The organism is Streptomyces californicus (genome assembly GCF_000717645.1).
GTDB lineage: Bacteria > Actinomycetota > Actinomycetes > Streptomycetales > Streptomycetaceae > Streptomyces > Streptomyces californicus.
Map to the genome: position 1 here is coordinate 191848 of NZ_JNZZ01000001.1, position 19050 is coordinate 210897.

12 protein-coding genes are annotated in these 19050 nt (G+C 73.0%); 4 read left to right on the forward strand and 8 right to left on the reverse strand.

Features of this window, described 5'->3' with window-relative positions:
• Window positions 1-234 precede the first annotated feature (234 nt).
• Genes IF19_RS0100830 through IF19_RS0100840 form a run of 3 tightly spaced genes read right to left on the reverse strand, consistent with a single transcriptional unit; the run spans window position 235 to window position 4141 of the window.
• Window positions 235-2652 (reverse strand): xanthine dehydrogenase family protein molybdopterin-binding subunit, encoded by a 2418-nt coding sequence (locus IF19_RS0100830; protein ID WP_030116513.1) that lies wholly within the window; start codon window positions 2650-2652, stop codon window positions 235-237.
• The gene (locus IF19_RS0100835) at window positions 2649-3248 is read right to left on the reverse strand and encodes a (2Fe-2S)-binding protein (protein WP_030116512.1); all 600 of its coding nucleotides are present in this window, start codon (window positions 3246-3248) and stop codon (window positions 2649-2651) included. The genes IF19_RS0100830 and IF19_RS0100835 overlap by 4 nt, the downstream gene beginning before the upstream one ends.
• Before the next feature lie 2 nt (window positions 3249-3250).
• A complete protein-coding gene (locus IF19_RS0100840; protein WP_030116511.1) occupies window positions 3251-4141 on the reverse strand; it encodes an FAD binding domain-containing protein in 891 nt (296 codons plus the stop codon).
• A gap of 304 nt (window positions 4142-4445) precedes the next feature.
• Here IF19_RS0100840 and IF19_RS0100845 point away from each other — a divergent pair, with 304 nt between their 5' ends.
• Complete coding sequence (locus tag IF19_RS0100845; RefSeq protein ID WP_030277372.1) at window positions 4446-6185, forward strand: PucR family transcriptional regulator ligand-binding domain-containing protein; 1740 nt, start codon at window positions 4446-4448, stop codon at window positions 6183-6185.
• 173 nt (window positions 6186-6358) lie between these two features.
• Window positions 6359-7141 carry a hypothetical protein gene (locus IF19_RS0100850; protein WP_030116509.1) on the forward strand — a complete coding sequence of 261 codons (783 nt, stop codon included), beginning with the start codon at window positions 6359-6361 and terminating at the stop codon, window positions 7139-7141.
• Window positions 7142-7186: 45 nt separating this feature from the next.
• Here IF19_RS0100850 and IF19_RS0100855 read toward each other — a convergent pair whose 3' ends face one another.
• Window positions 7187-7996: a GntR family transcriptional regulator gene (locus IF19_RS0100855; RefSeq protein WP_030116508.1), complete on the reverse strand. Its 810-nt coding sequence runs from the start codon at window positions 7994-7996 to the stop codon at window positions 7187-7189.
• 146 nt (window positions 7997-8142) lie between these two features.
• On the opposite strand from IF19_RS0100855, the gene IF19_RS0100860 reads away from it, so the two are divergent.
• Together IF19_RS0100860 and IF19_RS0100865 are read left to right on the forward strand one after the other, a co-directional pair.
• Window positions 8143-8991 (forward strand): (2Fe-2S)-binding protein, encoded by an 849-nt coding sequence (locus IF19_RS0100860; protein WP_030116507.1) that lies wholly within the window; start codon window positions 8143-8145, stop codon window positions 8989-8991.
• A 192-nt stretch (window positions 8992-9183) separates the two neighbouring features.
• Window positions 9184-10287: a DUF2637 domain-containing protein gene (locus tag IF19_RS0100865; RefSeq protein WP_030116506.1), complete on the forward strand. Its 1104-nt coding sequence runs from the start codon at window positions 9184-9186 to the stop codon at window positions 10285-10287.
• 77 nt (window positions 10288-10364) lie between these two features.
• Here IF19_RS0100865 and IF19_RS0100870 read toward each other — a convergent pair whose 3' ends face one another.
• From IF19_RS0100870 to IF19_RS0100885, 4 genes are all read right to left on the reverse strand, one after another.
• Complete coding sequence (locus IF19_RS0100870; protein WP_030116505.1) at window positions 10365-10730, reverse strand: ATP-binding protein; 366 nt, start codon at window positions 10728-10730, stop codon at window positions 10365-10367.
• Window positions 10731-11344: 614 nt separating this feature from the next.
• Window positions 11345-13087: a pyruvate dehydrogenase gene (locus IF19_RS0100875; RefSeq protein ID WP_030119893.1), complete on the reverse strand. Its 1743-nt coding sequence runs from the start codon at window positions 13085-13087 to the stop codon at window positions 11345-11347.
• Window positions 13088-13198: 111 nt separating this feature from the next.
• A complete protein-coding gene (locus tag IF19_RS0100880) occupies window positions 13199-15040 on the reverse strand; it encodes a protein phosphatase 2C domain-containing protein (RefSeq protein WP_030289816.1) in 1842 nt (613 codons plus the stop codon).
• 202 nt (window positions 15041-15242) lie between these two features.
• On the reverse strand, window positions 15243-19019 hold the full coding sequence (locus IF19_RS0100885; protein WP_030116500.1) for a S8 family peptidase: 3777 nt from the start codon (window positions 19017-19019) through the stop codon (window positions 15243-15245).
• Between the last annotated feature and the right edge of the window lie 31 nt (window positions 19020-19050).

Here is a 19050-nt window from a genome sequence, read left to right on the forward strand (position 1 = left end):
AGGCACGGATGATCCGTGAGGCGTGCCGTGCGCGGTGGCGCGGCGGTGAGGAACCGCGAGCGGTGCGGTACTCGGTGGCTCCGGGCGGTGCGGGGTGCGGAAAAGTGTGACGTTCTCGGCGTCGCGCACCGCCCGGAGGGTTCGGGGGTGTCCGGCTCGGGTGGGCCGGACATCCGGCGGGGGCTGCTCGAAACCGCCGGGCGGGCGGCCGGTGGGGGCCCGCCCGGCGGACGCTCAGGTGCTGGTGAGGTGTTCGGGCCGCACCGGGGTCCTGTCGAGCGCCAGTCCCGTCGCGTTCCGGATCGCCGCGAGGACGGCCGGGGTGGACGACAGGGTGGGGGCCTCGCCGATGCCGCGCAGCCCGTACGGGGCGTGCTCGTCGGCGAGTTCGAGCACGTCGACCGGGATCGTCGGCGTGTCGAGGATGGTGGGGAGCAGGTAGTCCGTGAAGGACGGGTTGCGCACCTTCGCGGTCTTCGGGTCGACGATGATCTCCTCCATCACCGCGACGCCCATGCCCTGGAGCGTGCCGCCCTGGATCTGGCCGAGGACGGAGAGCGGGTTGAGCGCCTTGCCGACGTCCTGGGCGCAGGCCAGTTCGATGACCTTGACCAGGCCGAGCTCGGTGTCTACCTCGACGACCGCGCGGTGGGCGGCGAAGGAGTACTGGACGTGACCGTTGCCCTGTCCGGTCCGGAGGTCGAACGCCTCGGTGGGCCGGTGGCGCCACTCCAGCTCGATGTCGATGGCCTCGTCCTCCAGCACGTCGGCCAGGTCCGCGAGGACCTCGCCGCCGTCGGTGACGACCTTGCCGCCCTCCAGGAGGAGTTCGGCGGTGGCCCAGGCCGGGTGGTAGGTGCCGAACTTGCGCCGGCCGATCTCCAGGACCTGTTCCCGTACGGCTTCGCAGGAGTTCTTGACCGCGCCGCCGGTGACGTACGTCTGGCGGGAGGCGGAGGTGGAACCGGCGGAGCCGACGCGGGTGTCGGCGGGGTGGATGGTGACCTGGTTGACGCCGAGTTCGGTCCGGGCGATCTGGGCGTGCACGGTGACGCCGCCCTGGCCGACCTCGGCCATCGCGGTGTGCACGGTGGCGACCGGCTCGCCGTTGATGACCTCCATCCGGACGCGGGCGGTGGAGTAGTCGTCGAAGCCCTCGGAGAAGCCGACGTTCTTCAGGCCGACCGCGTAGCCGACGCCCCGCACGACGCCTTCGCCGTGGGTGGTGTTGGAGAGGCCGCCGGGCAGGGCGCGGACGTCGACGGAGGTGCCGTCGCTGCCGGCCGTGAGCCACTCCTGCTCGGGCGGCATCGGGCGGGCCTTGACCCGGCGCAGCAGTTCGGCGACCGGGGCCGGCGAGTCGCAGGGCTGGCCGGTGGGCAGGAGGGTGCCCTGTTCCATGGCGTTGAGCTGCCGGAACTCGACCGGGTCCATGTCGAGCTTCGCGGCGAGCTTGTCCATCTGCGCCTCGTAGGCGAAGCATGCCTGGACCGCGCCGAAGCCGCGCATCGCGCCGCAGGGCGGGTTGTTGGTGTAGAGGGCGATCGCCTCGATGTCGACGTCCTCGATCCTGTACGGGCCGACCGAGAGCGAGGAGGCGTTGCCGACGACGGCCGGGGAGGCGGAGGCGTAGGCCCCGCCGTCCAGGACGATGCGGCACTTCATGTGCGTGAGCTTGCCGTCCTTGGTGGCGCCGTGCTCGTAGTGGAGCTTCGCCGGGTGCCGGTGGACGTGTCCGAAGAAGGACTCGAACCGGTTGTAGACGATCTTGACGGGCTTGCCGGTGCGGAGCGCCAGCAGGCAGGCGTGGATCTGCATCGAGATGTCCTCGCGGCCGCCGAAGGCCCCGCCGACGCCGGAGAGCGTCATGCGGACCTTGTCCTCGGGGAGGCCGAGGACGGGGGCGATCTGCTTGAGGTCGGAGTGCAGCCACTGGGTGGCGACGTACAGTTCGACGCCGCCGTCCTCGGAGGGCACGGCGAGGCCGGACTCGGGGCCGAGGAACGCCTGGTCCTGCATGCCGAAGGTGTACTCGCCGGTGACGATGACGTCGGCGCGCTCGGCGGCCTTGTCGGCGTCGCCGCGGATGATCGGCTGGCGGTGCACGATGTTGGGGTGCGGGACGTGGCCGATGTGGTGGTCGTCGCGGTTCTCGTGGACGAGGACGGCGTCGGGCGCGGTGGCGGACGCCTCGTCGGTGATGACGGGCAGCTCGCGGTACTCGATCCTGATCTTCGCGGCGGCGCGGCGTGCGGTCTCCGGGTGGTCGGCGGCCACGAGGGCGACCGGTTCGCCGTGGTGGCGGACCCGGCCGTGGGCGAGGACCGGGGTGTCCTGGATCTCCAGACCGTAGTTCTTCATCTCGGCCGGCAGGTCGTCGTAGGTCAGCACGGCGTAGACGCCGGAGGTGGCGAGCGCCTCGGAGGTGTCGATGGAGACGATCTCCGCGTGGGCGACGGTGGAGCGCAGCGTCTGGCCCCACAGCATGTCCTCGTGCCACATGTCGGAGGAGTACGCGAACTCCCCGGTGACCTTGAGGGTGCCGTCGGGGCGGAGCGTGGACTCGCCGATGCCGCCCTTGGTGGGCGACCCCTGAGTGATCTTGGTGGGTGTTCCGGCCGGTACGTTCCGGGCCTGGGGCGTCGTCGTCATGACCGGGCCGCCTCTCCCTGGCGGGCGGCCGCGAGGCGGACCGCGTCGAGGATCTTCTCGTAGCCGGTGCACCGGCAGAGGTTGCCGGAGAGCGCCTCGCGGATGTCCTGGTCGGACGGGGAGGGGCTGTTCTCCAGCAGTTCGTCGGCGGCGACCAGCAGGCCGGGGGTGCAGAAGCCGCACTGGACGGCGCCGGCGTCGATGAACGCCTGCTGGATCGGGGCCAGTTCGCCGGCCTCGCCGGTCCGGCCGTCGGTGGGCCTGGCCTGCCAGCGCTTGGCGGAGTCCAGGGAGGTGCCGCAGGCGCCGGAGGCGCAGCCGCCGCCCGGGTGGGCGTCCTCGCGGTGCCTGGCGTAGTCGGCCAGGCCCTCGACGGTGACGACCTCGCGGCCCTCGACCTGTCCGGCGGCCACCAGGCACGCGCAGACCGGGACGCCGTCCAGGCGGACGGTGCAGGAACCGCACTCGCCCTGCTCGCAGGCGTTCTTGGAGCCGGGCAGGCCCATGCGCTCCCGCAGGACGTAGAGGAGGGACTCGCCCTCCCACACGTCGTCGGCTTCCTGCTGACGGCCGTTGACCGTGAAATTGACTCGCATGGTTACGCGGCTCCTTCCAGCGCGCGGCCCGCGCCGCGGTACTGCTCCCAGGTCCAGCCCAGCGTGCGGCGGGCCATGATGCCGACCGCGTGCCTGCGGTACTTCGCCGTACCGCGTACGTCGTCGATCGGGTTGCAGGCGCCGGACGCGAGGGTGGCGAACTGCTGGGCGATCGACGGGGTGATGATCTTGCCGTTCTCCCAGAACCCGCCCTCCTCCAGCGCGGCGTTCAGGAACTCCTCGGCCTCCCTGGCCCGGATGGGCGTCGGGGCCGCGGAACCGATGCCGGTGCGCACGGTGCGGGTCTCGGGGTGCAGGGCGATGCCGAACGCGCAGACCGCGATGACCATGGCGTTGCGGGTGCCGACCTTGGAGTACTGCTGCGGCCCGTCGGCCTTCTTGATGTGCACGGCGCGGATCAGCTCGTCCGGCTCCAGGGCGTTGCGCTTGACGCCTGTGTAGAAAGCGTCGATGGGAATCAGCCGCTTGCCGCGGACGGATTCGGCCTCGACCTCGCAGTCGGCGGCGAGCAGGGCGGGGTGCGCGTCACCGGCCGGGGACGCGGTGCCGAGGTTGCCGCCGACGCCGCCGCGGTTGCGGATCTGCGGGGAGGCGACGGTGTGCGAGGCGAGCGCCAGACCGGGCAGCTCGGCCCGCAGGTGCTCCATGATGCTGCTGTACGGCACGGAGGCGCCGAGCCGTACGTTCTCCTGGCCCACCTCCCACTCGGACAGCTCACCGATCCGGTTCAGGTCCAGGAGGTACTCGGGCCGCCGGTGGTCGAAGTTGATCTCGACCATGACATCGGTGCCGCCCGCGATGGGCACAGCCGTGGGGTGCTCGGCCTTGGCGGCGAGCGCCTCCTCCCAGCTGGCGGGGCGAAGGAAGTCCATGAGTGGCTCTCTTCTCGATCGGGTGTTCGCCGGGACTGGGGACGGCCGGCCCGCGACTGGCGCGTTCATGTGGTGTTCACGTGGTGTGTGGCCCAGTACACAAGCCGCGCCCCGGCCGGTGCAGTCACCGAAACACCGAAGGAGTTGGCTGGTCTCCGTCCTCGTCTTGTAGATTCGAACGAATGGCGGAGGATCGTCATCTCTCCGTAATTCACAGGTACCCGTTCTCCCCCTCTCCCCCACCCCTCTCACTCTTCCCACCCCCTTCACCTGTTCCCTCTACGAAAGATCGGCGGCGACGAGAATGCGGCTGCGCGCACTGCTGGAGACCGACGCGCTGGGCCTCCGGCTGCTCGGCGGCGAGGACGAGCTGGACCGCACGGTCCGGGGCGTCATGACGACCGACCTGCGCGACCCCAGCCGCTACCTCTCCGGCGGCGAGCTGGTGCTCACGGGCCTGGCCTGGCACCGGGACCCGGAGGACTCGGAGCCGTTCGTCCGGATCCTGGCGGGTGCGGGGGTGGCCGGGCTCGCGGCGGGCGAGGCGGAGCTGGGCGACATCCCGGCCGACCTGGTCGACGCCTGCCGCCGGCACCGCCTCCCGTTGTTCGCGGTGCACGAGACGGTGGCCTTCGCGACGATCACCGAGCACGTCGTACGCCAGGTGTCCGGCGAGCGGGCCGGGGACCTGGCGGCCGTGGTGGACCGGCACCGGCGGCTGATGACCTCGGGCCCGGCGGGCGGCGGCCCCGAGGTGGTCCTGGACCTCCTCACCTCCGACCTGGACCTGCGGGCCTGGGTGCTCTCCCCCACCGGCCGCCAGATCGCCGGCGCGGGCGCCCCGCTGCCGGCGCGGCTGGGCGCCGTCCTGGCCGGCCACCACCTGGCCGCGACCCGTACCGGCCGCCGGGCCCCGCACCGGGCGGCGGTCGCCGGGACGACGTATTCGCTCTTCCCGATCCGCAACACCGGCCGGGGCGCGGTGCCCGCCGCCCGCGACGTACGGGAGTCGGTGCTCTCCGACTGGCTGCTGGCGGTCGAGGCGGACGCGTCGGACTGGCCCGCCGCCCGCCTCGACCTGCTCCAGGGCGTCACCCAGCTGATCGCCGTCGAGCGGGACCGCCGCGACGCGGCCCGCACCGTACGCCGCAGGCTCGCCCAGGAGGTGCTGGAGCTGGTCCAGGCGGGGGCCGCCCCGGCGGAGATCGCCGCCCGGCTCCGGGTCGCCGCGCCGGTCCTGCTGCCCGGTCTCGGCGCGGCCCCGCAGTGGCAGGTCGTGGTGGCCCGGGTCGACTGGAGCACGGCGGACCGGGCCGCGGCGGCGGGCGACATCGCGAGCGGTCCCGTGGCGCAGGCGCTGCTGGAGGAGATCCTCGTCGATCCGGCGGTCAGCGGCCCCGACTCGGCCGACCGGATCGCCGTCGCCCACACCGGCGAGGAGGCCATCGCCCTGGTGCCGCTGCCCACCGACCCGGCGCCGGAGGCCGGAGAGCCCGGGGACGGGCCCGCGGCGGACGGCGGGGACGCGGAAGCGCTCCACGGGGAGCCCGGCCTCCACGCCGACGCGCTGCTCGCCTCCGTACGCGAACCGCTCTCGGCGGGGCTCGCCGACGACGGGAGGCTGACACTCGGTGTCAGCGCGGCCGTGCACTCCGCCGAGGGGCTGCGCGGCGCACTGGAGGAGGCCCGGCACGCCCGCCGGGTGGCCGCCGCCCGGCCGGGGCGGGTCTGCGCGGCCGGCCACCACGAGCTGGCCTCGCACGTGCTGCTGCTGCCGTTCGTCCCGGACGACGTCCGGCGCGCCTTCACCGCCCGGCTGCTGGACCCGCTGCGCGACTACGACCGGCGCCATCGGGCGGAGCTGATCGAGACGCTGGAGGCCTTCCTGGACTGCGACGGTTCCTGGACCCGCTGTGCGGCCCGGCTGCACCTGCACGTCAACACACTGCGCTACCGCGTCGGACGCATCGAGCAGTTGACGGGACGTGACCTTTCGCGGCTGGAGGACAAGCTCGACTTCTTCCTCGCCCTGCGCATGAGCTGACTCTCCGGCGGCGTGCGGGGCCCGGACGGGCTCCGGAGCGCTCCCGCCGATTGTGAAATATTTCACCTGACATTGTCCGGACCTCTTGGCCCGGAGTGCCGATCCGTGCTGAGATGCGCCGTACCCAACAGCACAATGGCGCGCTCGGGGAGGGCAATGTGGCGCATACCGCCATGTCTGGTTCCGGAACGACAGCAGATGACGATCCGCCGCTCCAGACCGCGGTATGGCGGCTGCGGTCCCGCGCCTGCTGGACGGACGCGGCCGCCCTGCTGGAGCCCCACGCGGGCACGGACGCGGCGGCCGCGCTCCAGCGCACCGCGCTGCTGACCGAGCGGTGCCTGTACACCGGGCAGGGCTGGACCGAGGCGGAGGACGCCCTGCGGACGGCGGAGGCCGTCGCCCGCAGCGACGACGAGCGCGGCTCGGCCGCCTCGGAGCGGGGCCATCTGGCGTACGCCTCCACCCTGTTGGCGGTACGCGACCGGTCCGACGAGGCGAGCGTGGCGCTCAGCCGGTCGGCGGCGCTGCTGGCCCCCGCCTCCCCGGCGCGGCCGCTGCTGGACTTCCGGCGCGGACTGATCGCCCAGAACCTCGCGGATTCCCCGCAGTCGGCGCGGGCCGCGTTCCGCCGGGCGCACGCCGGCGCGGCGGCGCGGGAGGACACGTTGCTGCTGTCGTCCACCTGGCGTCACCTGGCCGCCCTCGACCTGCGCGAGGGCGAGCTGGCGGGCGCCCGGCAGGGGTTCGCCGAATCCCTGCGCATCCGCGAGGAGTTGGGGTTCCTGGTCGGCACGGCGCCGGCGCTGATCTCGCTGGCCCAGACGGCGGAGGAGCCGGAGGCGGCCCGGCTGCGCGCCGAGGCCGGCCGGCTGTTCCGCCTCCTGGGCGGCGTCCCCACCTGGCTCGCCCCGTACCTGGGGCCCCCGGCGCCGCGCGCGGCCGGTACGGACTGACGGCCGGGGCCCGGGTGCGGGCCGTCCGCGAGCGGGCCGGGCGGGTCAGTTCCCGGCGCCGGTGACGTGTTCGGCGACCAGGGCCTGGACGACGGCCAGGTCCCGGGCGGCCAGCGCGTCCAGCAGGGCGGTGTGCTCGGCGGCGTCGGCGAGCAGATCGGCGCGGCGCGTGGCGGGGCCGGAGACCGGCGGCCACTGGGCGCGCCGGTGCAGCTCCTCGGCGACGGCCACGAGCTGTCCGTTGCCCGAGAGCGCGAGGAGCGCCCGGTGGAAGGCCCGGTCCGACTCGGCGTAGGCGGCCAGGTCGCCCACCGCCGCCGCCGCGACCGTGGCGTCCGCGAGGGGCCGCAGGGCGCTCCAGCGGTGCGCCGGGACCGTACGGGCCAGGTCCAGCATCACGGGGACCTCGATCAGCGCCCGGACCTGGGCCAGCTCGGCCCGCTCGCGGGGGCCGCGTTCGCTGACCCGGAAGCCGCGGTTCGGCACGACCTCGACGGCGCCCTCGACGGCCAGCCGCTGCATCGCCTCGCGCACCGGCGTCGCGGAGACCCCGAAGCGGGCGCCGAGCGCGGGCGCGGAGTAGACCCGGCCGGGCTCCAGTTCGCCGTCCACGAGGGCGGTCCGCAGGGCGTCCAGGATCTGCCCGCGCACGGAGTGGCGCCGGACGGCACGCGCCGCGGGCGGCTCGTCGCGGGGGTCCTCGCCATGGGTGTGCTCGCCCCGGGCCTGCTCGGGGAGCCGGGCGGCGGCGGCCCCCCGCGCCTGCGCCGGCACGCGCGCCCCCGCCGACGTACGCGGAAGCACTCCGGAGGCGTACGCCGGACGTGCGCCGTCGTGCGCGCTGCCCTGCTCCACCGGGACCTCCTCCGTATGCCGCGGGCCGACTCGCGTGGGCCGTACCTCGTGTGCACGATAGAGGGAGGAGGCCGCAGTTCAAACATCGACGGCGTCGGGTAAGGTAAGCCTTACCTGCAAACGATCCCGATTCGGTGGTCCCCTGCATGACCCTCTCCCCGCCGCTCACCGGTGCCGCGACGTCCCCCGTGACCGCCGCGTACGCCCGTCTGACCGAGGTGTCCCCCGGTCTGCGGGCCGATGTGCTCGACGGCGACGCCGTCGCCCCGTCCGGCGCGGGCTGGGTCGGCGCCGCGGAGCTGGCGGCCGGCGGCGCCGCCGTGGACGCCTTCCTCGCCTGGGACGACGCACAGGTGCTGCGCGACTACGGGCAGCGGGCCCGGCCGGACGTCGTGGCCAGCTTCGGACTCCACCGGTACGCGTGGCCTGCCTGTCTGCTGGTGACCGTCCCGTGGTTCCTGCAGCGCCGGGTCCCCCGCGTCCCGGTCGAGGCCGTCGCCTTCCAGCGGGCGCTGGGGCACCTGACCGTACGGATCGAGGAGTTCGCCTGCCTGCCGGACGACCCGTCGGCCACGCTGCCCGGGGCCAGGATCGTCCCCGACGAGGCGGCGCTGCGGGCCGAGGTCCTGGACTCGCTGGCCGAGCACCTCGGTCCGGTGCTGGAGGGCTTCGGGCCCCGCATGCGGCGCGGGAAGCGGGCCCTGTGGGGCATGGCGACGGACGAGATCGTCGAGGGCCTCTGGTACGTCGCGCACCTGCTGGGCGAGGAGCGCCGGGCGATGGCCGAGCTGGAGCTGCTGCTTCCCGGAACGACCAAGCCGTACGCCGGACGCGCGGGCTTCCGTGAGCTGACCGGGCCGGACGGGAAGCCGCTGCCGACCCGGGACCGGGCGAGCTGCTGCCTGTTCTACACGCTGCGCCCCGACGACACCTGCGTCACCTGCCCCCGTACCTGTGACGCGGACCGGGTGCGCAAGCTCGCTGCGGCTTCCTGATCCACACCGCCCTTCCGAAGGACGGAAAATCGAACGCAACTCGCTTCGCACGGGCGGGCGTTCGAGGAAATTCCGCCCATCGATAAGCTCTCCCACCCCCATGGCGTGCTCTTGTCCCGAAACCACCGGAGCGGGACGGGAATTCCGTCACGATGGCGCACGAAACGCCCTACGTGACGCAAGGGACCGCGCATGAGACTGACCGACATATCGCTTGACTGGCTGCTTCCGGGCGCCGTACTGCTCGTGGGAGTCATGGCGGCGGTGACGGTGGTCGCACGCGGCAAGCGTGCCGCCGGCAAGGCCGCGGCAGCAGACGACTCCTGGGAACGCAGCGAGGAGCGCCGCAGGCGCAAGGAGGCGCTGTACGCCACCGCCTCGTACGTCCTGCTGTTCTGCTGCGCGGCGGTCGCCGCCGCGCTCTCCTTCCACGGGCTGGTCGGCTTCGGCCGGCAGAACCTGAACCTCAGCGGCGGCTGGGAGTACCTGGTGCCGTTCGGGCTGGACGGGGCCGCGATGTTCTGTTCCGTGCTGGCGGTACGGGAGGCGAGCCACGGAGACGCGGCGCTCGGCTCCCGGCTCCTGGTGTGGACGTTCGCCGGGGCCGCCGCCTGGTTCAACTGGGTGCACGCGCCCCGGGGCATGGACCACGCGGGCGCGCCGCACTTCTTCGCGGGGATGTCCCTCTCGGCCGCGGTGCTCTTCGACCGCGCGCTGAAGCAGACCCGCCGGGCGGCGCTGCGCGAACAGGGCCTGGTGCCGCGCCCGTTGCCGCAGATCCGGATCGTCCGCTGGCTGCGGGCCCCCCGGGAGACCTTCGGCGCCTGGTCGCTGATGCTCCTGGAGGGCGTCCGCACACTGGACGAGGCGGTGGACGAGGTGAGGGAGGACCGCAAGGAACAGGAGCAGACCCGGTTGCGGCGCCGGGAGCAGGCCAAGCTGGACCGGGCCCGCATCAAGGCCCTGAACCGGCAGAACCGGGCCTGGGGGCGCGGGATCCGAGGCGGGCAGCAGGTGGACGTGCCCGCCCTCGCCCCTTCCTCGGGCGGGGCGGCCCCGGCCGTCACGGAGCCCGCCATAGCGGAGCCGGGTCAGCTGCCCCTGCGCCCCCGGCCATCCCTGCAAGCCGTCGGCCCGAAGCAGGCGGACGGAACGGGCTCGAAGGGCCTGAACGCGTCGAACCCGGGAAGTGACCCGCGGACCGTCGACCTCACCGCGGAGGACGACACCCAGACGCTCCCCCGGCTCGACTCGCTGGAACAGAAACTCAAGGATCTGGAGCAGCAGTTCGGCTGAGCACGTCGTGCGGCGGAAGACCCTGAGGGGTCTTCCGCCGCACCTGCGCTTCTTGGCCTTCCGCCGTCGGACGTCCCTCAGGGCCTTCCGCCGCGCAGTTCGAACCAGACGACCTTGCCCAGGAGTTGCGTCTCCACCCCCCAGGCGTCCGCCAGGCTCCGGACCAGGACGAGCCCCCGGCCGTGCGTACCGTCGTCGGCGTTCGGTACGTACGGCGCGGGCAGGTCCTCGGAGGCGAAGTCCTGCACCTCCACGCGGATCCGGGCCGGTGTCGCCGTGGCGGTGACCACGGCGCCGTTCCTCGTGTGGATGAGGGCGTTGGTCACCAGCTCGCTCACCAGCAGCTCCGCCGCCTTGACCTGCTCCTGTCCGGAGCGGTGCTCCAGGAACTCCCGCAGCTCGCGGCGGACCTCCCCCACGGCGGACCGGTCGGCGTGCCCCACCCCCCGGCGCATCCTGGCCGGCGGCGCGTCACCGCCCGGTCTGCACCCCCGGGGGCCGTGTGCCTCGATGACCCCGACCATCTTCTGACGCTTCGTCATGTCCCCCGCCCGCACAGTGGTCTACCTCCTCCGGTCCGGCCGCCCGTCGAACAGCCTCACGGGATGCATGCCCCTGTACGCACACGGTCACGCTTGCGGGGTCATCAATAAGTGCGCGGTCGGAAGCGGCGAGGGGCGCACAGGACATCCCACCCGCGCACGTCATCACCACATGGGCGCAGCAGAGAACAACCACCTTCGAGCACGCGCCAGTTGTCGTCGGCCGTGCGCCGTACACGCGCTTCGCCACGACGGCACGCGCATCCCCACGGACGGCCATGACCGCACGCGCACCCGACGGACGGCCATGACGGCACGCGCTTCCCCACGGATCCCCCGGTTCGGCGGCACGGCCGCCCCTCCGCCCCGGCGACACGGGTGCGCCTCATCCTTCCGCGAGCGGCCGTCGCCCCGTCCGGAGACCGGCGGGGACTGACCGGTGGTCGCTCTGCGGCCGTTCCGGATCCTGACCGTGCGCCCGGACCCCGGCACAGCGGGGTCAGGCGGAGGCGGCCTCAGGGGCGGGGAACGTTGCGCAGGTTGGAGCGGGCCATCTGGAGCATCCGGCCCACTCCCCCGTCCAGTACGATCTTGCTGGCGGAGAGCGCGAACCCGGTGACCATGTCGGCGCTGATCTTCGGCGGGATGGAGAGCGCGTTCGGGTCGGTGACCACATCGACGAGCGCGGGCCCCTTGTGCTTGAACGCGTCCTTGAGCGCGGACTGAAGTTGCTTGGGCTTCTCCACCCGGACGCCGTAGGCGCCGGCCGCGCGGGCGATGGCGGCGAAGTCGGGGTTCTTGTTGGTGGTCCCGTACGACGGCAGTCCGGCCACCAGCATCTCCAACTCCACCATGCCGAGCGCGGAGTTGTTGAAGAGGACGACCTTCACCGGCAGGTCGTACTGGACCAGCGTGAGGAAGTCGCCCATCAGCATGGAGAATCCGCCGTCGCCGGACATTGCGACGACCTGCCGGTTCCGGTCGGTGAACTGGGCGCCGATCGCCTGCGGCAGGGCGTTGGCCATCGAGCCGTGGCTGAACGAACCGATCACCCGCCGCTTGCCGTTGGGCGTCAGATAGCGGGCGGCCCACACGTTGTTCATCCCGGTGTCGACGGTGAACACGGCATCCTCGTCGGCCATGTCGTCCAGCACGGAGGCGACGTACTCGGGGTGGATCGGGACGTGCTTGTCGACCTTGCGGGTGTACGCCTTGACCACGCCTTCCAGGGCGTTGGCGTGCTTCTTCAGCATTCGGTCGAGGAACTTGCGGTCGGACTTGGGCTTCACCCGGGGGGTGAGGCAGCGCAGCGTCTCGCGCACATCGCCCCAGACCGCGAGGTCGAGCTTGGAGCGCCGGCCGAGGCGCTCGGGCCGCACATCGACCTGGACGATCTTCACGTCGTCCGGCAGGAACGCGTTGTACGGGAAGTCCGTGCCGAGCAGGATGAGCAGGTCGCACTCGTGGGTCGCCTCGTACGCGGCCCCGTAGCCGAGCAGACCGCTCATGCCGACGTCGTACGGATTGTCGTACTGGATCCACTCCTTGCCCCGCAGCGCGTGGCCGACCGGGGACTTGATCTTCTCGGCGAACTCCATGACCTCGGCGTGCGCCCCGGCCGTGCCGCTGCCGCAGAACAGCGTCACCCGTTTGGCCTGGTCCACCATGCGGCAGAGCTTGTCGATCTCGTCGTCGCCGGGCCGGACGGTGGGCCGCTCCGTGACGAGGGCGTGCTCGATGGACTTCTCGGGGGCGGCCTTGGACGCGATGTCCCCCGGCATGGTGACGACGCTGACGCCGCCGCGCCCGATGGCGTGCTGGATCGCCGTCTGGAGGAGCCGGGGCATCTGCTCCGGGTTGGAGATCATCTCGTTGTAGTGGCTGCACTCCTGGAACAGCAGCTCCGGATGGGTCTCCTGGAAGTAGCCGAGGCCGATCTCGCCGGAAGGGATGTGCGAGGCGAGGGCCAGCACCGGGGCCATGGAACGGTGTGCGTCGTACAGTCCGTTGATCAGATGCAGGTTGCCCGGCCCGCAGGATCCCGCGCAGGCCGCGAGCGACCCGGTGACCTGCGCTTCCGCCCCGGCAGCGAAGGCGGCGGTCTCCTCGTGCCGGACGTGGATCCAGTCGATGGAGGAGTTACGCCGGATGGCGTCCACGACGGGGTTCAGGCTGTCGCCGACGACGCCGTACAGGCGCTTGACGCCCGCCCTGGCGAGGATGTCGACGAACTGCTCCGCCACGTTCTGCTTGGCCATGGGTACGCGCCCTTCCTTGCCCGTGATCCGTGCACTTCGGTTGTCCGGAGACCGGAGCGGCGAAACACGGTCCGCCGGGCTCCGGAATCCATCAACCCACGGTGGGCGCGGTTACGCCTCCCAGACGGCGGCGCAGGTGCGGTCGTCGGCGTACCCCTTCACGCGGAGCTGGACGTCGGCGAGGAAGGCGGGCAGACCGGGCGCCCCGCCGCTCCCCCAGCGGTCGGCAAGCTCGGCGGGGAGCTCCGGTTCACCGCGCATCGGCTCCGCGAGGCCGCTGCCGCAGAGCATCAGCGTGTCGCCGGGCCGCGCCACGGAGGCCCGGAAGCGGAACGGCTCGGCAGCCGGCTCCGAAGGTCCTCCGGCCTCCTCCGCGGGCGCCGAGGTGATCTGGAGGTCCATGGTCAGCCGGTCGCCGTCCGGCCCCTCCTCGGGCTCGTCGCCCGGCCGCGTGCCCTCGGCGGCCGCCGGAACGACCGGTTCCAGGTCCTGGACGACTGGTTCCAGGTCCTGCCAGAGCCCGTCGCGGAGCCGGAAGAGTCCGCCGCCGCCGACACCGAAGAAGACCCGGGTACGGCACTCGGGGTCGGCGGACAGCAGCAGGCAGCGGAGGTTCGCGGTGTACGCGTCGGGCGCGACGCCCAGTTCGGCGGCGCGGGCGCGCAGCTTTCCGTACGTACGGTCGGTGAGCCGGTGCAGCCCGGACTTGAGGTCGCTCCGGCGGCCGGCCCTTATGTCCTCGGAGAGCCGCAGATGGCTGCGGGCGACGGCTCCGCCGATCCAGCGGCAGGCGTCGGCGGCCGCGAGGTGCGCCGCCTCGCCGCCCCGTCTGCCGCCGGCCAGAGCGACGAGGACGAGGGCGCTCTCGGCGGTCCCGAACCGGGCGGTCAGCAGCCCGTCGCGACGGGGCTCGCCGCGGAAGCGGGCGGAGTCGCCGCGCACGGAGGCGGTGCGCAGGGTGTACGTGCCGTACCGAGCCCCGTCCAGCACGGTGTCGGGGACGAGCGTGTCCAGGTTCTCCGAGGTGGCGGAGGGCAGGGCGGCGGGCTCGGCGTCGTAGGTGGGCGGCCGCTCCCCGAGGTGCCCGACGGCGGGCCGCGCCCCGGCGGCGAAGGCGTCCGCGCCCGCCGGCGGCCCGTGGGGCGCGCCCGCGTCGGCCGCGCGGCCCGGCTCCGCCGGCTCCGGCGCCCGGGGCGCGGCGAAGGTGCGGGGCCCGGAACGCCCGCCGGGCGCCTCCCAGGGCGCGGGGAAGACGGCGGTGCGGGGCGAGGGCGGAGGCGGCGGCGATACGGGCGGCGGGGGCGGGGCGGACCCGTGCCCCGGCGCCCGGGGCGGGAGCGGCGGCGGGGGCCGGAGCGGCAGGCGGGGGTCGGACGGCGGGGACGAGTCGGGCGCGCCAAGGGCGGATGCACGGGCCGGGGGCGGCGGCACGGGCGCGCCGGGGACGGGTGTGCGGACCGGGGGCAGGGGCGGAGGGGCGTGGTCCGGGACGGGCACCGGCTTCGCCTCAGGTGACGCGGGGGCGCCCCGGCCTCCGTACGCCCTCTCGCCACGTTCCGGAGCCTCGTCGCGTTCCGGAGCCTCGTACCGGTCCGGCCCCTCATCGCGGTTTGGCTCGGGCTCCTCGTACCGGTCCGGCTCGGGCTCCTCGTACCGGCCCGGACCCTCGTCGCGGTCCGGCTCCGGCTCCTCGTACCGGTCCGCGTACGGGTCCTCGTACACCTCCGCGTCCGGGCCTCCGTACGCCTCCGCATACGGGTCCCGGGCGGGCTCCCGGGCGGTGTCCCGGTGGTCGTCCACCGGTCCGCCGACCGCGTCCGACACGGAGTCGAAGCGGTCTTCGAGGCTGTCGGCGCCGCCGCTGCCGGGGCCGGCGTCCGGCGCGCTCTCGTCGTACAGCTTGCGCCACCAGTCGTCCTCGTGGGCGGCGGGCTTCTCCCCCTGCTGACTCATGCCCCTATTGTCCACCGACGGGGCGGCCCGAAACCGGGACATCGGGAAAGTGCGGTCCGGGAAAGGGGTCCGCCGGACGTCCTCACCCCCCACGGGAAGGACGCCCGGCGGACCCGGTCGACGTGATCGGCGTCTCGGCGTGTCAGCCGTTCGTACGCTCAGCTCGTACGCTCAGCCGATCACCGGTTCAGCGAACCGCCGTTCACCGCACGGCGTACGCGTCGTGGACGGTCTGGACGACGGTGTTGCCGTTCGCGTCGGTCAACTCCGTCCGCAGGGCGACGGACTTGCCCGGCGCGTCCGCGTGGTCGACGGTCGCGGTCCACCGGCCGCCCTGAGCGGCGGTGGCGGCCGCGTGCCACGTCTCGCCGCCGTCGTAGCTGAAGGAGACCTTCGCGGCGGTGAGTTCGCCGGGGGTGTACCCGGCGTGTCCGGTGGCGGTCAGCCCGATCCGCTGACCGTTCTTCGCGGGCACGGTCTTCATGCCGTCCATCGGCACGTCGTAGCGCGGGAAGAGCATCGGGATGCCCTGCGAGTCCACGTCCGGCTTCCGCTCCGAACGGAAGCCCCAGGTGGTCTCCGTCAGCGTGGACCGCTTCCAGACCTGGGCGGGCGAGCCGATCTTGGTGGTCGTCATGGTCAGTTTGTACGCGGCGTCCTCGGCGGGCACACTGAACGCGCCGTACGGGTAGCCCGTCTCACCGACGACCTCGCCGTCGCGCGTCAGCCGCATTCCACCGATGTCACCGAACGAGCCCTGCTGACCCACGTGTTCGGAGTCGGTCATGAACGCCGGTGCGAAGCCGACCGTGTTGTCCTGACGCTCACCGGCGAGCGCGGGCTCGCCGTCCGCGTCGCGCGGGGCGCCGGGGACCAGGAGCCCCCGGTACCAGTTCTCCGTCAGCGCGCGGCCGGCCTGGTACTCACGGGCGTCACCGGTCATCAGCTCGCCCCACGGGAAGCTGGAGGAGAGCATCTTCTGCCAGACGGTGTCCCCCGCCGTGTAGTACTCGGTGCGCTTCCCGGGAGCCGCGACCACCGCCATGGTGGAGGCGAGGAAGGAGCCGCCGTACGGGCGGGAGACCACGAGCGTGTCGACGAAGTCGGCGGCCACGCCCATGGATTCGTGGGTGGAGACGACCGAGCCGAGCTTCTTGTCCTTGACCTTGTAGGTGCGGTCCGAGGTGATCTGCCCGTTCTCCGGGAACGACAGGTTGTAGACGTACGGGCTGACGGCCGTGGCGGTCCAGGAGACCTCCGACTTCCCCTTGCCGAGGGCCTTCTTCAGTACGGCCGCCTCGTCGGCGCGCAGCCCGAGGACGGGCAGGGGCGCCGCTCCGTAGCCGAGGCTGGGCTGCCAGTCGCCGGCCTCGGAGCGGTGCACCAGGAGCGCCTTCGCCCCGGCGGCAGAGGCGTTCCGCGCCTGGTCCACCGCGCCCGCGTCGTCATCGCCGCCGGTCCTCACCAGGGCGATCCGGCCCTTCGCTCCGGCGGCCTTCAGCTCGGCGGCGCTGCCCGCACCGGCGTCGACGACCTCGGCGCGGCCGGTGCCGTCCAGGTTGACCGAGCCGGTGGTGGCGGGCCGGGGGTGCAGGGCCGCTCCGCCGACGATGCCGAACTTCTGGATCTGCGGGGCGTAGGCACGCCAGTAGGACGTGAACTCGAAGTCCCCGTCACGGGCCTTGCCCTGGACGTCGACCAGGTAGTCCTTGATGATTCCGGTGCCGGAGACCGATCCGGAGTGCAGCCAGGTGTCGTCCCAGGTACGGCCGAACGAGAGGGTCGCGCCGCGGGTCTCGGAGACCCGGTCCTCGGTGCGCACCTTCAGGCGGTGTGCCTTGCGGGCGTCGAGGACGAGGGTGGTGTCCTTCGTGACGTTCAGCTGCGGGCGCGCCAGATAGCCCACGGAGGCGGCGAGTCGACCGGTCGGGTCGCTGGTGTCGGGCGTCTCGATGAAGCTGGAGACGAAGTAGGCGCCGGGCCGCACCTGGTAGGTCTGGTCGGCCGCGCCCTCGTTGAAGCGGCGTTCACCGGACGAGGTGTCGGTGCCGATGAGGTCGACGGAGGAGATGCCGTCCGCGGGCTTCCCGTTGCCGTCGACGAGCTTGACGCGCAGCGTGACCGTCTCCGGTGCCACGTAGAGGGAGAACGGGGTGGAGACCTTCACTCCGCCGGTGGCCGTGGCGAGGATCCGGCCGGTGACGTCGCCGTACTGGGCGGCGGTCAGCCGGGCGTCCGGGGCGACGGCGAGCGGCACCTCGACGGTCTCGCCGGCGGGCACGGTGACCGAAGTCCGCTTCAGCCGGGCGATGTCCGAGCGGACCTTCGAGCCGTCATTGCCGGTGACGCCCGCGACCTTCAGCGACAGCTTCACCGGCTTGGCGCTCGTGTTGGTGTACGGCACGGCGACGGTGGTCCGGTCGCTCTTGTCCTGCGGCCAGTTGAACGTGCCGCCCTGCACGGCGGAGGCGCCGAACACGGGCGTACGGATCGCACGGGCCACATCGAGGCGGCCACCGCCGGTCTCGCGTACGTCACCGGGAACGGCGCTGTGCGCCGAGGAGACCAGGGCCGCCTTGATCTGCTGGGCGGTCCACTCGGGGCGGCGCTGCTTCAGCACGGCCGCGGCGCCCGCGACGTGCGGGGTCGCCATCGACGTACCGGACATGGAGCGGTACGCGTCCGAGCCCCGGCCGCCCGCCGACGCGGCGGAGATCGCGACGCCGGGTGCGGCGATCTCGGGCTTGAGGGTGTGCGAGCCGGTCACGGGGCCCCGGCTGGAGAAGTTCGCGGTGGAGTCGTCGCGGTCGACCGCGCCCACGGTCAGTACGCCGGGTGCGCAGCCGGGCGAGGAGACGGTGTTGAGGGAGGGGCCGAGGTTTCCGGCGGCCACCACGAACAACGTGTCCTTGTTCTGCGCGAGTTCGGCGGCGGCCTGGGCCATCGGGTCGGTGCAGTCGCCGGGCTCGGCGGAACCGAGGCTCATGGAGACGACGTCGGCCTTGTTCTCGACGGCCCACTCCATGCCCGCGATGATCCAGGAGATCGCGCCGGATCCACCGTCGTCCAGGACCTTGCCGACCATCAGGTCGGCACCGGGCGCCACGCCCTTCTTCCTGCCGCCGCTCGCGGCGCCGGATCCGCCGACCGTGGACGCGACATGGGTGCCGTGGCCCTGGAGGTCGTCGGTGGAGCCGGTCTCGGTGAAGTTCTCCGACGCGGTGATCCGGCCCTGGAGGTCGGGGTGTTCGGCGTCCGCGCCGCTGTCCAGGACGGCGACCTTGGTACCGGTTCCGTCGTAGCCGGCGGCCCAGGCTGCGTCCGCGCCGACCTGCTTGGTCGAGCGGTCGAGGCTGGCCTTCACCTTCCGGTCGAGCCAGAGCTTCTTCAGCCCGGAGCCGGAGGACAGCGTGCGGCGTGCGGTGAGGTCGGCCCAGAAGTCGGCGGCGCGCTTCTTGTCGGCCTGGAGCGCCTGTCCGCCGATGACGTCGAGGACCGCTCCGCGCTCGGCGCCGCGCGGGGTGGCGAAGGAGCGGCGGGCCGACTCCGCGGTGTAGGTGGCGATCAGCGGGACGTGGTCGGCCCTGCTGTCGTCGTACCCCTGGCGGATGAGCCCGGTGACGTTGAACAGTTCCTCGTCCACGGTGCCGGCGGCGAGCGCGGAGACGGCGGACTCCGGGTAGACGTACAGGTCCGGTCCGGACTGCCGGGTCTGGATCAGCGGGACGCTGCCGTCCTCGCGGGGCAGGGCGGTGGCGGCGGCCGCGCCCGAGGCGTCGGTGGTCACCAGGAGCCGGTCACCGGTGACGAGGGTCAGCGTGACGGGCTTCGGGGCGGTGGCGGCGGCGGCCGCGCTCCCGGTGATCGGTCTCTTCGCGCCGGGCGCGTCCGGTGGCGCTGCCACGGACGGTGCCACGACGGTGACGGCGAGCACGGCGGCGGTCGCCGCTCCGAGTGCCGTACGCGATATCGGGCGCATCGCTCTCCCCAGGTCAATCCGGAATGAAGCA

Excerpts from the sequence above, each read along its gene's own strand:
- IF19_RS0100830 (WP_030116513.1), bottom strand. The coding sequence starts at position 2,652 with ATGACGACGACGCCCCAGGCCCGGAACGTACCGGCCGGAACACCCACC.
- IF19_RS0100835 (WP_030116512.1), bottom strand. The coding sequence starts at position 3,248 with ATGCGAGTCAATTTCACGGTCAACGGCCGTCAGCAGGAAGCCGACGAC.
- IF19_RS0100840 (WP_030116511.1), bottom strand. The coding sequence starts at position 4,141 with ATGGACTTCCTTCGCCCCGCCAGCTGGGAGGAGGCGCTCGCCGCCAAG.
- IF19_RS0100845 (WP_030277372.1), top strand. The coding sequence starts at position 4,446 with ATGCGGCTGCGCGCACTGCTGGAGACCGACGCGCTGGGCCTCCGGCTG.
- IF19_RS0100850 (WP_030116509.1), top strand. The coding sequence starts at position 6,359 with ATGTCTGGTTCCGGAACGACAGCAGATGACGATCCGCCGCTCCAGACC.
- IF19_RS0100860 (WP_030116507.1), top strand. The coding sequence starts at position 8,143 with ATGACCCTCTCCCCGCCGCTCACCGGTGCCGCGACGTCCCCCGTGACC.
- IF19_RS0100865 (WP_030116506.1), top strand. The coding sequence starts at position 9,184 with ATGAGACTGACCGACATATCGCTTGACTGGCTGCTTCCGGGCGCCGTA.
- IF19_RS0100875 (WP_030119893.1), bottom strand. The coding sequence starts at position 13,087 with ATGGCCAAGCAGAACGTGGCGGAGCAGTTCGTCGACATCCTCGCCAGG.
- IF19_RS0100880 (WP_030289816.1), bottom strand. The coding sequence starts at position 15,040 with ATGAGTCAGCAGGGGGAGAAGCCCGCCGCCCACGAGGACGACTGGTGG.
- IF19_RS0100885 (WP_030116500.1), bottom strand. The coding sequence starts at position 19,019 with ATGCGCCCGATATCGCGTACGGCACTCGGAGCGGCGACCGCCGCCGTG.